We start from the raw sequence: 14,413 nt of genomic DNA on the forward strand, positions 1-14,413 counted from the left end.
AGGGACGACGTTGGCCCTCCGCGAAATTTCGTGCAGGTTACAGGATGGCCCCCTTCTCGAAAAGCAAAAAGGGGATTCCAACATGCGGACACCGCAGGGGCGGTGGCCCAGAACGCGGACGGGTCTGGAGCCGTCCTACAGGCGGCGTTCGGCGAGCGACGTTGCCCGCGACGCCTGGGCCTTATGCCCGGTCGTCAACGAAACGAAACCGCTGGGTAACGCGGTAATTATGCAGTCACCCGTATGGGTCGTCACCCTACGGCGGTTCCGAACAGCGCGCCCAGGGCGTACGTCACACCCGCGGCGGCGCCGCCCAGGGCCAGCTGCCGCAGTCCGCTGAACCACCAGGAACGCGCCGTCACCCGCGCCACGACGGCACCGCAGGCGAAGAGCCCGGCCAGCGCGAGCAGCACCGCGGGCCAGAGGGCGGAGGCCCCCAGCAGATAGGGAAGAACGGGCAGGAGCGCACCCAGCGCAAAAGATCCAAAGGACGAAATCGCCGCAACAGCGGGGGACGGCAGGTCGGACGGGTCGACGCCCAGCTCCTCGCGCGCGTGGATCTCCAGGGCCTGATCGGGGTCCCGGGACAGCTGCTCGGCGACCTGACGGGCCAGCTCCGGCTCGACGCCGCGCGACACATAGAGCGCCGCAAGCTCCTCCTGCTCATCCTTGGGGTGCTTGCGCAGCTGGGTGCGCTCGATGTCCAGCTCGGCCTGCACCAGCTCGCGCTGCGAGGCGACCGAGGTGTACTCCCCCGCGGCCATCGAGAAGGCGCCGGCGGCCAGGCCCGCGAGTCCGGTGATGATGATGGTCTGCTGCGACAGCGCCCCGCCGGCGACGCCGGTCATCAGGGCGAGGTTCGAGACCAGCCCGTCCATCGCACCGAAGACGGCGGGGCGCAGCCAGCCGCCGTTCACATCCCGGTGGGTGTGGTTGTCGCGATGGGCGGCGTGCGTCGGCGCCGCGGCATCCATGATCTCCATGACGGACATATCGGGACCTACTCCCTGCAGCGAGGTGTGGGCCGATGGCGGCACTTCCCCCTGGAACGCCTTGACGCTACGCACACAAGCGCCTCCGCCGCTAGCAAGGAAGGCCGAACTTACCCTTCTGACCTGCGGTTTTATCCCGAGGACGGCCATGAGATCCCGCTCACAGAGGGTGTTGACCGCGCTCCGCGGTGCCCTCGGGAGGAGTCGACCGGGTGACCCTGCCGCCCGGGGCAGGACAGCCGGGACGCCGCGTGGCACGGATAGCACCGGGGGCGGGGCCGGCCCCGTCCCTCTCCCCCGCCCCGTGGAAGGACCCCTCCGCCCATGACGTACACCAGCGAGACGACGCCGGAGGCTCCGGTACCGGATGCCCTCGCCGTCCCGGCCACCCAGGTACTGCCGGCCACCCCCGCACCACCGGTTCCGCCCGCCCCACCCACCGCACCCGACACCCCGTCCCTGGAGGACCGGGCGATCGGCTGCCTGGTCGGGGCCGCCGTCGGCGACGCGCTGGGCGGCCCGGTGCAGGGCCGGACGCCGGAGGAGATCGTGGGGCGGCACGGGGGCCCGATCACCGGCATCGTCGGCCCGTTCCACGACGACTGGCGCACCGCCCGCCCGCTCACGCCGTACCACAAGGGCGACGGCCACGTCACCGACGACACCCTGATGACCCATGCGCTGGTCCGGGTCTACGAGTCGGTACGCGACCACCTCGACGCCTACGACATCGCCGACCACCTCGTCCCGGACCTGATCGGCACCCCGCGCTGGATCCCGGAGCTGGAGGCCGAGGCGCTGCCGCTACAGCGGATCTTCCTCGCCGAGAAGTGGATCGTGGCGCGGCTGCACTACGGGCACGCCGACCCCCGCGAGGCCGGCGTCGGCAACATCGTCAACTGCGGTGCGGCCATGTACATGGCACCGGCCGGTGTGGTCAACGCCGGCAACCCGGACCGGGCCTACGCCGAGGCGTTGGACATCGCCGGGGCCCACCAGTCCTCGTACGGTCGGGAGGCCGCCGGGGTGTTCGCCGCGGCGGTGGCCGCCGCCTTCGCCCCCGACGCCACCCCGTCCTCGGTCGTCGTCCAGGCGCTGCGGCTGGCGAAGGACGGCACCCGCGCCGCGATCGAGGCGGTCTGCGAGGCCGCGGCCACGGTCACCGATCCGGTGGCGGGGGCCGAGCCGCTGCGTGCGGCGATCGCCCCCTTCGACACCGTCGGCCCGGACTACCGCAACCCCTCGCTCGGCGCCCGCCGCCCCTCCCGGCTGCACGCGGTCGAAGAACTCCCCATCGCCCTGGGCATGTTGCTGATCGGCGGCGGCGACTACCGGGCCACCGTGCTGGGTGCGGTGAACTACGGCAGGGACTGCGACTCGATCGCCACCATGAGCGGGGCGCTGGCCGGCGCGCTGCGCGGTGCCTCGGCGGTGCCGGCCGAGTGGAGCAGCGAGGTCGCCCGCGCCAGCCGGCTCGACCTGCACGCCCCCGGCGCCGCGCTGGCCACCGTCGCCCGGGAGCTCTTCACCCGCGACCGGGCCCGTGCCCGCACCCACGAGCAGGCCTTCACCGCGATCTCGGCGATCCCCGCGATGACGGAGACGGGCGCCCGGTGACGACCGCGGCGGCGGACGGGGCGCCGGGCGCGGACAGCAGAGCGCCGGGCGGACCCGATGGATCGGGTCCGCCCGGCGCCGGTGACGTCGGTCGGCCGTCTCAGGACTTCTTGGTGCTGCCGCTCCCGGCGGGCTTGGCGTCGCCGGTCGCCGGCGCGCCCTCCGCCTCGTCGGCCCCGGACTCCGGGGAGTCCTCCCCGGCCGGCTCGTCCGCGGCGGCCTTGGCCTCGGCGGCGCTGTCCGTGGCGCCCTTGCCGTCCTTGGCGTCCTTGCCGTCCGCAGCGTCCTTGCCGTCGTCGGCGCCCTTGGCGTCCGCGGCCTCCTTGGCGGCGGCCTCGGCCTCGGCACGCTCCTCCAGCGCGCCCGGCTCGACGACCTCCTCGCGGCCGGGGGCCTTCTTGGCGGAGACCACCAGGTAGACGATGGCCAGCGCGAAGACGATCAGCGCGGTCCAGACGTTGAGCCGCAGACCGAGGATGTGGTGCGCCTCGTCGACCCGCATGTACTCGATCCAGGCGCGGCCCGCGCAGTAGGCGGCGACGTAGAGCGCGAAGGCCCGTCCGTGGCCGAGCCGGAAGCGCTTGTCCGCCCAGATCACCAGCGCCGCGACGCCGATGCACCACAGGCACTCGTAGAGGAAGGTCGGGTGGTAGGTGCCGCCGACGCGGCCGATCGCCGGGTCGGAGCTGATCTTCAGCGCCCACGGCACATCGGTCGGCTTGCCGTACAGCTCCTGGTTGAACCAGTTGCCCCAGCGGCCGATCGCCTGGCCGAGGGCCAGGCCGGGCGCCAGGGCGTCGGCGTAGGCCGGCATCGGGATGCCCCGGCGGCGGCAGCCGATCCAGGCGCCCACCGCGCCGAGCGCGACCGCGCCCCAGATGCCGAGGCCGCCCTCCCACACCTTGAAGGCGTCGAGCGGATGGCCGTTCTTGCCGAAGTAGGGCTCGTACGTCGTGATGACGTGGTAGAGGCGGCCGCCGACCAGCCCGAAGGGCACGGCCCACACGGCGATGTCGGCGACCGTGCCGGAACGGCCGCCGCGCTGGATCCAGCGCTTGTTGCCGAGCCAGACGCCCACGAAGACGCCGATGATGATGCAGAACGCGTAGCCGCGCAGCGGGATCGGGCCGAGATACACGACGCCGACCGACGGGCTGGGAATGAATGCGAGGTCCATGGCAGGGACGACGCTACCGCGCCGGGCGGGGTCGACGGCAACCCGCCCGGCAACGGCTGCGTAACGACGCCGTGCTCGCGCGATGACGCTGTGTGTCCGAGGGTGCCGGGGCCGGTGGGCGGAGGCTACGGCGCGGGGACGGTGCCGGTCCCCGCGGAGGCGGCGGCTCCCGAACGGACCGCGGCACCCGGCGCGGCGCCGGTGCCGGGCGCGGCGCCGGTGCCGGGCGAGGCGCCGGCGTGCGGTGCGGTGCTGTGCGGTGAAGCGGGGTCGTGCTGCGAGGCGGTGCCGTGCTGCGCCCCGGGGTCGTGCTTCACTCCGGCACCGTGCTTCGGTGTCTCGCCGTGCTTCGGTGCCGCACCGTTCTTCGATCCGGAGCCGGGGCTCCCGGCGGGCGAGGCGCCCGTGCCGGGCTGCTTGCCCTTGTTGGCCTCCAGGACCATCTTCTTCAGATCGGCGGGGGTGAACCGGCCGCCCTTGACCTTGGCGAGGTCCGTGCCGTTGAGCAGGACCGTCGGGGTACCGCGGTAGCCCGACTTGGCGAAGGCATCGGCGGACTTCTGCACCAAGCCGTGGTAGCGGCCCTCGTTGACGCACTGGGTGAAGGAGGGCGTCACCAGGCCCTTGACCTTGCCGGCGAGCTGGCGGAGGTAGCCGGTATCGGCGTACTTGTCCTGCGTCTCGGGCGGCTGGTTGGCGTAGAGCACGTCGTGGTACTCCCGGAACCGGCCGGCGTCCTGGGCGCACAGCGCGGCATTGGCGGCGTTGAGCGACCCCTTGCCGCCGGCATTGCCGTCGATGATCGTCACCAGGTGGTACTCGCTCTTGAGCTGGCCGGAGTCCTCCAGCTGGTGGATCACCGGGCGGAAGCCGACCTCGAACTGCTGGCAGGCGGGGCAGCGGAAGTCCTCCCACACCGTGAGGGTGGACCGGGCACCGGGCGCGCCCACGGGCACGAACGGCTTGTCCCCGCCGGCGACCTGCCGGGGGCGGGCCGTTTCGTTGTCCGAGCTGCCCTTGCCGCTTCCGGACGAGGTCGCCCAGACCGCGATGCCGCCGGCGATCGCCAGCACCCCGACCACCGCACCGGCGACGAGCGCCTGCCGGCGGCGCCGGGAGCGCGCCTTCTCCTTGTCCCGCTGTGCCTGCAGCCGCTCGCGGGCGCTTCTCTTTCCGTCATGATTCTTCTGGCTCACGCCCCTGGACAACGAAGCGGAGGGGTGCCGCTGCACCCCTCCGCACCGATGTTCGCCCTATCGAGGGACGGCCAGCGGGCCGCCGTGGACGGCCGCGGGACCGCCGTGGACCGCCGGCCGTCCGGTCGCCCGGCGCAGGTCCCGGCCGCTAGGAACGCTGGCGTACGCCCTCGGCCAGCTCGCCCGCGAGGGTCCGCACCCCGGCCAGGCCCGCGTCCAGGTCGTCGCCGGCGGTCAGCAGCCGCTTGACGAACGCCGAGCCGACGATCACCCCGTCCGCGAATCCGGCGACCTCGGCGGCCTGTTCGGGGGTGGAGACCCCCAGGCCCACACAGACCGGCAGCTCGGTGGTGGCACGGGTGCGCACCACCAGCTCCTGAGCCTGGCGGCCCACGGACTCGCGGGTGCCGGTGACGCCCATCAGGGACGCGGCGTAGACGAAGCCGCTGCCAGCCGCGGTGATCTTGGCAAGACGCTCGTCCCGGCTGCTGGGCGCGACCACGAAGACGGTGGCCAGGCCGTGCTGCTCGGCGGCCTTGCGCCACACCTCGGACTCCTCGACCGGCAGGTCCGGCAGGATGCAGCCGGCCCCGCCCGCCTCGGCCAGGTCGGCGGCGAACCGCTCGACGCCGTAGCGGTCGACGGGGTTCCAGTACGTCATGCAGAGCACCGGCGCGCCGGTGGCGGCGTGCACCTCGCGGACCGTGCGGATCACATCGACGATCTTCACGCCGCCGCGCAGCGCGATGTCGTCGGCGGTCTGGATGACCGGGCCGTCCAGGACCGGGTCACTGTGCGGCAGCCCGACCTCGACGATGTCGCAGCCGCCGTCCAGCATCTCGGTCATCGCCCGGACGCCGCCGTCGACCGTGGGGAAGCCGGCCGGGAGGTAGCCGACCAGCGCGGCGCGGTTCTCGGCGCGGGCCCCGGCCAGTACCGAGTTCAGCAGTTCGATGTTGCCGGCCATCACTTCTCCCCCTCGCCGGTGGGCTGGACGGCGCCGTTGACGTCGGCTCCGCCCTGGTTGTCGTAGAGCCCGAAGTAGCGGGCGGCGGTGTCCATGTCCTTGTCGCCCCGCCCGGAGAGGTTGATCAGCAGCAGGCCGTCGGGGCCCAGCTCACGGCCGACCTCCAGGGCCCCGGCCAGCGCGTGGGCGCTCTCGATCGCCGGGATGATCCCCTCGGTGCGCGAGAGCAGCCGCAGCGCCTGCATCGCCGCGTCGTCGGTGACCGCGCGGTACTCGGCGCGGCCGGTGTCCTTGAGGTAGGAGTGCTCGGGGCCGATGCCGGGGTAGTCCAGACCGGCCGAGATCGAGTACGGCTCGGTGATCTGGCCGTCCTCGTCCTGCAGGACGTAGCTGCGGGAGCCGTGCAGGATGCCGGGGGTGCCCTCGGTGAGGGTGGCGGCGTGCTCACCGGTCTCGACGCCGTGGCCGCCCGGCTCGCAGCCGATCAGCCGGACGCCGGTGTCGGGGAGGAAGGCGTGGAAGAGGCCGATGGCGTTGGAGCCGCCGCCGACGCAGGCGAGGGCGGCGTCCGGGAGCCGGCCGGCCCGCTCCAGCAGCTGGCGGCGGGCCTCCACGCCGATGACCCGGTGGAAGTCGCGGACCAGGGCCGGGAAGGGGTGCGGGCCGGCGACGGTGCCGAAGAGGTAGTGGGTGTGGTCGACGTTGGCCACCCAGTCGCGGAACGCCTCGTTGATGGCGTCCTTGAGGGTGCGGCTGCCGGACTTCACGGCGATGACCTCGGCGCCGAGCATCCGCATCCGGGCGACGTTCAGCGCCTGCCGCTGGGTGTCCACCTCACCCATGTAGATGGTGCACTCCAGGCCGAACAGGGCGCACGCGGTGGCGGTGGCGACGCCGTGCTGGCCGGCGCCGGTCTCGGCGATGACCCGGGTCTTGCCCATCCGCTTGGTGAGCAGGGCCTGGCCCAGCACGTTGTTGATCTTGTGTGAGCCGGTGTGGTTGAGGTCCTCGCGCTTGAGGAACACCCGGGCCCCGCCGGCGTGTTCGGCGAACCGCGGGACCTCGGTGAGCGCGCTGGGGCGCCCGGTGTAGTTGACCAGCAGGTCGTCGAGCTCGGCGGCGAACGCGGGGTCCGCCTTGGCCTTCTCGTACTCGGCGGCGACCTCGTCGACCGCCGCGACCAGCGCCTCGGGGATGAATTTGCCACCGAAGGCACCGAAGTACCCCTCGGCGCTGGGGACCCGCCCCTCGGGGTCGGGCAGGAAGAAACCGGAGGACATCTGACGTACTCCTCGATCGGGGCCGGTGCCCCGCTCGTCTCGGATTGCGGACGTGACGCTACGGGCGGACTGCCGCGCAGGCCGGTGCCGGGGACACCCGGTCCCCGGTCAGCGGGCGGCAGCCGTGCGCCATCGGCGCCCGTTGATCTGTCCCGGCTCCGAGCCGATGTGGTAGCGGACCCGCCGGCCGTGGACCCGGCGGGCGGGCGCCCGGCAGCCGCGGTGCCACGGGGGCAGCGCGCTGCGCGTGCCCTCGGGGCGCCGGGGTGCGGCGGGCGGGAAGCCCAGGGCCAGCGCCACGTGCCGGCCGTCCCCCGCGGCGGCGCGCACGGCGGCCGGCCCGGGGCGGCTGAGGCGGAAGGCGCTGGCGGTCATGGTGGTGTGTCCGGCCCCGGCCTTCAGGCCCGTCCGTGCCGGATGGCCGGGTGGGAGCCCGCCGCGACCAGGTCGGCGACCGCGGTCCGGGGATCCTTGCCGGTGACCAGCGACTCGCCGACCAGCACCGCGTCCGCGCCGTCGTTGGCGTAGGCGATCAGGTCGTGCGGCCCGCGGACGCCGGACTCGGCGATCTTGACGATGTGGTCGGGGATCTCGGGGGCGACCCGGGCGAAGTTGCCGCGGTCGACCTCCAGGGTCTTGAGGTTGCGGGCGTTGACGCCGATGATCCGGGCGCCGGCGTCCACCGCGCGGGCGACCTCTTCCTCGTCGTGCACCTCGACCAGCGGCGTCAGCCCGATCGACTCGGCCCGCTCGATCAGCGAGACCAGGGCCTCCTGCTCCAGCGCGGCGACGATCAGCAGCGCGAGGTCGGCGCCGTAGGCGCGGGCCTCCCAGAGCTGGTAGGCGGTGACGATGAAGTCCTTGCGCAGCAGCGGGGTGTCGACCCGGGCGCGGACCGCCTCCAGGTCGGCCAGCGAGCCGCCGAACCGGCGCTGCTCGGTGAGGACGGAGATGACCGCGGCGCCGCCCGCTTCGTAGTCGGCGGCCAGCCCGGCCGGGTCGGCGATCGCGGCGAGCGCGCCCTTGGAGGGGCTGGAGCGCTTCACCTCGCAGATCACCGTGACGCTGTCGCCCTTGAGGGCCGCGACGCCGTCCCGCGCGGGGCGCGCCTTGCGGGCCCGCTCCTTGAGCTCGTCGAGGGAGACCCGCGCCTGCCGCTCCGCGAGGTCGGCGCGGACCCCGTCGATGATCTCGTCGAGCACACTCACGCGAGCGGCCTCCTTCTTGAGCGGTGGAGGTGGACAGTGCCCCGGGGGACGTGTGGTCCGGTCCGGCTCTCTGATGGTATCCGCCAGGCGACGGAGGTCTCGCATCCGGTTGACCGCGGTCCCACTCCCTGGACGCCTCCGGGCGGCCCGGAGGCACAGGTCAGGGCGCCAGAGCGGTACCGCAGGGGAGGTTGCGGACGACCGTGAAGACCAGCAGCAGCCCGGCCAGCGCCCAGGCGTGGACGGGGCGGAGCCGTGGGCCCGCGGTGGTGCGGCCGCGCGCCGCCCGTACGCACCACCGCGCCCAGAGCACCGCGCAGACGGCGTAGCCGGCCACCGCGAGGGCATTGGCGCCCAGTGCGGCCGCCAGGTCACCGTGCGCGACGGCGTGGGCGCTGCGCAGGCCGCCGCAGGCGGGGCAGTACAGGCCGGTGAGGTGCAGCAGCGGGCAGACCGGGTAGTGGCCGGGCTGGTTGGGGTCGACCGCGCCCACCCAGGCGAAGGCGGCGGTGACCACCGCGAGGGCGCCCAGGGGCGGCAGCAGACGGCGCAGCGGGCCGGCGCCCGGCCGGACGGGCCGGGCCTGCGGCGGGGCCGGTGCCAGGGGATCGCTCACGGGGCGAGTGTGCCCCCGGGGCGGTCGGGGCGCCCGTTCGGCACCGCCGTCGGGGTGCCGGACGCACCACGGCGCCGCCTCTCGGCAGCCGTACGCGGGCGTACGGGCCGGTGAGCGGCGCTCGTGTGGGTCGGTGGGCGGTGCCGGCGCGGCACCGCGGCTCAGCCCTCCTGCGGCTGTGCCTGGGCGGTGGCCTTCACCGAGCGCTTCTTGGGCTCCGAGCCCAGACCCGCCGCGTGCATCAGACCGCCGGCCAGGGCGCCGAGCCCGATGATCACAATGCCGGCCCAGAAGCCGGGCACACTCCCCAGCACGATGAAGGCTCCGGCGACGCAGAAGCCGATGAACGAGATGATGACGCCGGTCCAGGCGGCGGGGGTGTGTCCGTGGCCACTGCTCGACATGTGTGCTCCTCGTTGCTCTCGCGCGCCGGGGTCGGGGGCGCGGTGATCCTCGGCGTCCATTGTCACCGATGGCGGACGGAAGGCTTTTACCGGGTCGGGTCCTCGCCGCGGTCCAGGGACTTCCAGATCTCTTCGGGGCGGTCCAGGTCCGGGGCCGCCGGGGCCCGCCGCGGACCGCGGGCGCCACCCTCCGTGCGCTCGTACCGGCCCGACATCGCAGGCCAGTGGCGTCCGTACAGCAGGGCCAGCACCCCGGCGCACAGCAGCAGCAGCCCACCGGCGGCGGCCACCCACGGCCAGCCGGTGTGCGTGACGCGATGCACATCGGCGCCGGCCATTCCGACCGCGGTGGCCACCTTCTCGCGCAGTGCGGAGGTGTCGGCGTTGCCCAGTACGGCGGCGACGACGATGCCGATGCCGCTGAGCGCCAGGAGGCCGGCGACGGCGGTCCGGCCGGCCCGGCGCACCGCGAAGACGGCGACCAGCGCGGCCAGGCCGACCACGGCCAGCGCACCAGGCACACCGGTGACATCGGCGCCGGTCACGGTGCGCGGCAGCTCGCCCTGGGCGAGGACGGCGGAGCCCCGGGCCCAGGTGCGGCCGGAGGCCAGCAGGGCCAGACCGGCGCCGGCCGCGCCGGCCAGCAGGGCCAGCGCGAGGCTCCTCCTGGCTCCGCGGTCCGCGCCGCGCGCGGGCCGGGCCGGGGTGGACGCGGTGGCGTCCCCACCGGCCGGCGGGGCGCCGTCCGAGGGCTCGGTGTCGGTAGGGGTCCGGGGTGCGGATGCGGATGCGGCACTCACGCGTACCACTATCGCGCACCGGCCGGGCGGGTCCGGCGCGCGGGGTGGTGCCGGGGCGACCGGGCCCGCTACGCGCCCAGGTGGTTGGCGGTGTGGACGGCGCGCAGCACCGCCGCCGCCTTGTTGCGGCACTCGGTGTCCTCGGCCACCGGGTCGGAGTCGGCGACCACCCCGGCGCCCGCCTGGACGTAGGCGGTGCCCTCCCGCAGCAGAGCGGTGCGGATCGCGATGGCGGTGTCGGAGTCCCCGGCGAAGTCGAGGTAGCCCACGCAGCCGCCGTACAGGCCGCGGCGGGTGGGCTCCAGCTCCTCGATGATCTGCATGGCGCGCGGCTTGGGGGCGCCGGAGAGGGTGCCGGCGGGGAAGCAGGCGGTCAGCACGTCGAAGGCGGTACGGCCCTCGGCCACGGTGCCGGTGACCGTGGAGACGATGTGCATCACATGGCTGTAGCGCTCGACGGACATGAAGTCGACGACCTCGACGCTGCCCGGTTCGCAGACCCGCCCCAGGTCGTTGCGGCCCAGGTCGACCAGCATCAGGTGCTCGGCGCGCTCCTTGGGGTCGGCCATCAGCTCGTCGGCGAGGGCCTGGTCCTCCTGGACGGAGGAGCCGCGCGGCCGGGTGCCGGCGATGGGGTGCACCATGGCCCGGCCGTCCTCGACCTTCACCAGCGCCTCGGGGCTGGAGCCGACCACGTCGAACGCCGGGCGCGGGTCGGTCCCCGCGGCCGGGTCGCCGGCGTCGCCCTCGAAGCGGAAGAGGTACATGTACGGGCTGGGGTTGGTGGCCCGCAGCACCCGGTAGACGTCCAGTGCGCTGGCCGTGCAGGGGGTTTCGAAGCGCTGGGAGGGAACCACCTGGAAGGCCTCGCCGGCCCGGATGCGCTCCTTGATGTCCTCGACGGCCTCTTGGTACGCGGGGCCGCCCCACTCGGCGGTGTACGGGGGGACCTCGGACGGCGGGAGCGCGGCGGCGCTGGCGGGCGCGGGCCGCGCGAGGTCGTAGGCCATGGTGTCCAGGCGGGCCACCGCGTCCGCGTACGCCTCGTCGACGCCGGTGTCGAGGTCGTTGTGGTTGATCGCGTTGGCGATCAGCAGGACCGTGCCGTTCCAGTGGTCGAGGACGGCGAGGTCGGAGGTGAGCAGCATGGTCAGTTCGGGCAGCCCGAGGTCGTCGGTGGTCTGCTCGCCGATCTTCTCCAGGCGACGCACGATGTCGTAGCCGAGGTAGCCGACCATCCCGCCGGTGAACGGCGGCAGCCCGGCGCCCTCGATCAGGTCACGCGGGGTGTGCAGGGTCTCGACGGTGGCGCGCAGCACGGCGAGCGGGTCGCCCTCGGTGGGCACGCCGACCGGCGGGTTGCCCAGCCAGTGGGCGCGGCCGTCGCGGGTGGTGAGGGTGGCGGCGCTGCGGACGCCGATGAAGGAGTAGCGCGACCACGTGCGGCCGTTCTCGGCGGACTCCAGCAGGAAGGTGCCGGGGCGTTCGGCGGCGAGCTTGCGGTAGAGGCCGACCGGTGTGTCGCCGTCCGCGAGCAGCCGCCGGGTGACGGGGATGACCCGCCGGTCCTTGGCGAGGGTGCGGAAGGTGTCGAGGTCCGGAGTGGCGGTGCCGGTGGTTCCCGTGGTCATGTCAGCGGAGCCTACTGGCCTCGGCCCTGCTCGGTGGCGAGTACGTCGGCGTCGAAGCAGGTGCGGTCGCCGGTGTGGCAGGCGGCGCCGACCTGGTCGACCTTGACCAGGACGGTGTCGGCGTCGCAGTCCAGCGCGACCGACTTGACGTGCTGGAAGTGGCCGGACGTATCGCCCTTGACCCAGTACTCCTGGCGGCTGCGGCTCCAGTACGTGCAGCGGCCGGTGGTCAGGGTGCGGTGCAGCGCCTCGTCGTCCATCCACCCCATCATCAGCACCTCGCCGGTGTCGTACTGCTGGGCGATGGCCGGGACCAGGCCGTCGGCGCCGCGCTTGAGGCGGGCGGCGATGGCGGGATCCAGGGCGGCGGAGCCGGGAGCGGAGGGGCCGGAGTCGGCGGTGGTGCGGCTGCGGGTCATGGGTCCATTGTGCCGTGCGGCATCCTGCAGGCATGCATCCTCAGCAGCCGCCGCCCGAGCCGCCTCCGCCGCCGGACCCGGACCGCGCCGCGCGGGTGGCGGCGCGGGTGCTGGTGGCGGTGTTCGCGGCGGCGGTGGCGGCCGGTGCGGTCGTCGCGGTGGTGGTGCTGCGGGGGTAGGGCGCTTCTTGTGGGTCGTCGTGGGCTCCACGAAGACCCACAAGAAACGCCCTTGGCCCGGGCCGTTCCGGTGGGTGCCGGGCGGTGTCGGTGCGTGCCGGGCCGGGCCGTCACACCCCGAGCTTCGCCGCCGTCACCCGCTCGACCGCCTCCTTGTCGCCGTCCAGCTCCACCTCGGCGGCCTCCTGCCGGCCGAAGGCGAACATGGTCAGCTCGCCGGGCTCCCCGACGACCGTGACCACCGGGGTGCCGCGGTGCGCCACCGCCGTCCGGCCGTCCGGCCGGCGCAGCACCAGCCCCACCGGCGACCTGCGGCCGAGCACCCGGGCCATCCGCTCGATCCGCGCCCACAGGGCGTCCGCGAAGACCGGGTCCAGCTCGCGCGGGGCCCAGTCCGGCTGCGCCCGCCGGACGTCCTCGGCGTGCACATAGAACTCGACGGTGTTGGAGGCCTCGTCGATCTGCTTGAGCGAGAACGGCGACATCCGCGGCGGACCGGTCCTGATCAGCCGAATCAGCTCCTCGTACGGCCGGGTCGCGAACTCCGCCTGCACCCGCTCCAGGCGCGCGGCCAGCGGCTTGATCACGAGCCCGCCGGCCGCGTCGGCGCGCCGCTCGCGCACCACCACGTGCGCGGCCAGGTCCCGCGCGCTCCAGTTCTCACACAGGGTCGGCGCCTCCGGTCCGGCGCTCTCCAACAGGTCGGCGAGCAGGAGCCGTTCACGCTTCGCATGGGTCGACATGCGGCCAGCCTACGACCGGCCCGGACCGCCCGCCACGGCACCGCGCGCGGGGGTACGCAGGTCAGGGCTTTCCCTGGGCCAGGTGGTCCATCAGGATCCGTTGCAGTTCGCGGGCGGCGCGCGGCGGGGAGACGTCGCCGCGGTGCGCGACGGAGATCACGCGGTGCATGCCGGGGGTGGCGAAGCGGGTGATCCGCAGACCCGAGCGTTCGGCGACCATGCTGGGGACGACGGCGACGCCCAGGCCGGCGCGGACGAAGCCGAGGACCGCGTCCATCTCGCCGCCCTCGACGGTGAAGACGGGGTCGAAGCCGGCCGCCCGGCACGCCGCGGTGGTGAATTCCCGCAGGTCGTAGCCGCGGCGGAACATGACGAGCGGACGGCCCTGGAGGTCCTCGACGCGGATCCGGGTGCGGCGTCCGGTCACCGGGGCGGGCCGGTCGGGGGCGGAGACCACGACGAGTTCCTCGCGCAGCAGCTCGGCGGTGGTCAACGCGGGGGCCTGCACCGGGAGCGGGGTGATGATCAGGGCGAGGTCCAGTGCGCCGTCGGCCAGGGCGCGGACCAGGTCCTGGGAGCCGTCCTCGGTGACCAGCAGGTCGACGCCCGGGTAGCCGGCGTGGAAGGCGCTCAGCACGTCGGGGACGAGGCTGGCGCAGAGGCTGGGCGGGGCGCCGAGCCGGAGCCGGCCGCGGCGCAGCTGGGCGACCTCCTGGACCTCGCGGCGGGCGGTCTCGGCGTCGGCGAGGATCCGCCGGGCGAACGGCAGCAGCGTCTCGCCGGCGTCGGTGAGGGTGATGTGGCCGCGGGCCCGGTGGAACAGCTCGGCACCCAACTCCCGTTCCAGGGACCGGATCTGTTGGGAGAGCGAGGGCTGGGCGACGTGTTCGCGCTCGGCGGCGCGGGTGAAGTGGCGGGTGTCGGCCACCGCGGCGAAGTAGCGGAGCTGTTGCAACTGCATGGGAGGACGGTAAGGCATCGATAGGCTCAGCCTATGGAGTTCAGCCGCACCATGTCTTGGACTGATGGGCGGATCGCTCCTTACCGTCGGGACCCATGGCACTGGACACACGGACGGACCGGCGGCCGTCGAAGAAGCACAGCGCGCGACAGCGCTCCGTGAGGGGTGGTGGTCGGGCGACGGGTGGGACCACGCTGTGGGACTCGTCGGTCGGCAAGAAGAC

Annotated in this window: 16 protein-coding genes; 2 read left to right on the plus strand and 14 right to left on the minus strand. The window is 73.9% G+C overall.

Translation table 11 applies throughout. The annotated features are described in order from the left end of the window. Positions 1-251 precede the first annotated feature (251 nt). On the minus strand, positions 252-983 hold the full coding sequence (locus AB0G84_RS15860) for a VIT1/CCC1 transporter family protein (RefSeq protein WP_361320559.1): 732 nt from the start codon (positions 981-983) through the stop codon (positions 252-254). Between the two features lie 333 nt (positions 984-1,316). Here AB0G84_RS15860 and AB0G84_RS15865 point away from each other — a divergent pair, with 333 nt between their 5' ends. Beyond that, complete coding sequence (locus tag AB0G84_RS15865; RefSeq protein ID WP_361320389.1) at positions 1,317-2,609, plus strand: ADP-ribosylglycohydrolase family protein; 1,293 nt, start codon at positions 1,317-1,319, stop codon at positions 2,607-2,609. A 100-nt stretch (positions 2,610-2,709) separates the two neighbouring features. On the opposite strand, the gene lgt is transcribed toward AB0G84_RS15865, so the two are convergent. The 11 genes from lgt to hisI form a co-directional block, all read right to left on the minus strand. Continuing rightward, complete coding sequence (lgt, locus tag AB0G84_RS15870) at positions 2,710-3,786, minus strand: prolipoprotein diacylglyceryl transferase (RefSeq protein WP_361320390.1); 1,077 nt, start codon at positions 3,784-3,786, stop codon at positions 2,710-2,712. 125 nt (positions 3,787-3,911) lie between these two features. Then, entirely contained in the window at positions 3,912-4,982 is a 1,071-nt protein-coding gene (locus AB0G84_RS15875; protein ID WP_361320392.1) for a thioredoxin domain-containing protein, read from the minus strand. Positions 4,983-5,130: 148 nt separating this feature from the next. Next, positions 5,131-5,949: a tryptophan synthase subunit alpha gene (gene trpA / locus AB0G84_RS15880; RefSeq protein WP_361320394.1), complete on the minus strand. Its 819-nt coding sequence runs from the start codon at positions 5,947-5,949 to the stop codon at positions 5,131-5,133. Continuing rightward, positions 5,949-7,229, minus strand: a complete 1,281-nt coding sequence (gene trpB / locus AB0G84_RS15885; protein ID WP_361320396.1) for a tryptophan synthase subunit beta — start codon at positions 7,227-7,229, stop codon at positions 5,949-5,951. Before trpB ends, trpA begins: the two co-directional genes overlap by 1 nt. Before the next feature lie 108 nt (positions 7,230-7,337). After that, a complete protein-coding gene (locus AB0G84_RS15890; RefSeq protein WP_361320397.1) occupies positions 7,338-7,604 on the minus strand; it encodes a hypothetical protein in 267 nt (88 codons plus the stop codon). A 23-nt stretch (positions 7,605-7,627) separates the two neighbouring features. Then, positions 7,628-8,437 carry an indole-3-glycerol phosphate synthase TrpC gene (gene trpC, locus AB0G84_RS15895; RefSeq protein WP_361320399.1) on the minus strand — a complete coding sequence of 270 codons (810 nt, stop codon included), beginning with the start codon at positions 8,435-8,437 and terminating at the stop codon, positions 7,628-7,630. Between the two features lie 160 nt (positions 8,438-8,597). After that, positions 8,598-9,041 carry a DUF2752 domain-containing protein gene (locus AB0G84_RS15900; protein ID WP_361320561.1) on the minus strand — a complete coding sequence of 148 codons (444 nt, stop codon included), beginning with the start codon at positions 9,039-9,041 and terminating at the stop codon, positions 8,598-8,600. A gap of 173 nt (positions 9,042-9,214) precedes the next feature. After that, entirely contained in the window at positions 9,215-9,457 is a 243-nt protein-coding gene (locus AB0G84_RS15905; protein ID WP_361320401.1) for an HGxxPAAW family protein, read from the minus strand. Positions 9,458-9,543: 86 nt separating this feature from the next. Next, the gene (locus tag AB0G84_RS15910) at positions 9,544-10,257 is read right to left on the minus strand and encodes a TIGR02234 family membrane protein (protein WP_361320403.1); all 714 of its coding nucleotides are present in this window, start codon (positions 10,255-10,257) and stop codon (positions 9,544-9,546) included. Positions 10,258-10,325: 68 nt separating this feature from the next. Continuing rightward, the gene (locus AB0G84_RS15915; RefSeq protein WP_361320405.1) at positions 10,326-11,888 is read right to left on the minus strand and encodes an anthranilate synthase component I; all 1,563 of its coding nucleotides are present in this window, start codon (positions 11,886-11,888) and stop codon (positions 10,326-10,328) included. Positions 11,889-11,899: 11 nt separating this feature from the next. Further along, positions 11,900-12,307 (minus strand): phosphoribosyl-AMP cyclohydrolase, encoded by a 408-nt coding sequence (gene hisI / locus AB0G84_RS15920; protein ID WP_361320407.1) that lies wholly within the window; start codon positions 12,305-12,307, stop codon positions 11,900-11,902. A gap of 32 nt (positions 12,308-12,339) precedes the next feature. On the opposite strand from hisI, the gene AB0G84_RS15925 reads away from it, so the two are divergent. Next, positions 12,340-12,486, plus strand: a complete 147-nt coding sequence (locus tag AB0G84_RS15925; protein ID WP_361320409.1) for a hypothetical protein — start codon at positions 12,340-12,342, stop codon at positions 12,484-12,486. Between the two features lie 110 nt (positions 12,487-12,596). Here the strand turns inward: AB0G84_RS15925 and AB0G84_RS15930 are convergent, their stop codons facing one another. Both AB0G84_RS15930 and AB0G84_RS15935 read right to left on the minus strand, forming a co-directional pair. Next, complete coding sequence (locus AB0G84_RS15930) at positions 12,597-13,229, minus strand: TIGR03085 family metal-binding protein (RefSeq protein ID WP_361320411.1); 633 nt, start codon at positions 13,227-13,229, stop codon at positions 12,597-12,599. A gap of 61 nt (positions 13,230-13,290) precedes the next feature. Next, positions 13,291-14,190: a LysR substrate-binding domain-containing protein gene (locus tag AB0G84_RS15935; protein WP_361320413.1), complete on the minus strand. Its 900-nt coding sequence runs from the start codon at positions 14,188-14,190 to the stop codon at positions 13,291-13,293. Positions 14,191-14,413 lie beyond the last annotated feature (223 nt).

Origin of the sequence: Streptomyces sp. NPDC020742 (assembly GCF_040641675.1) — a bacterium.
GTDB lineage: Bacteria > Actinomycetota > Actinomycetes > Streptomycetales > Streptomycetaceae > Streptomyces.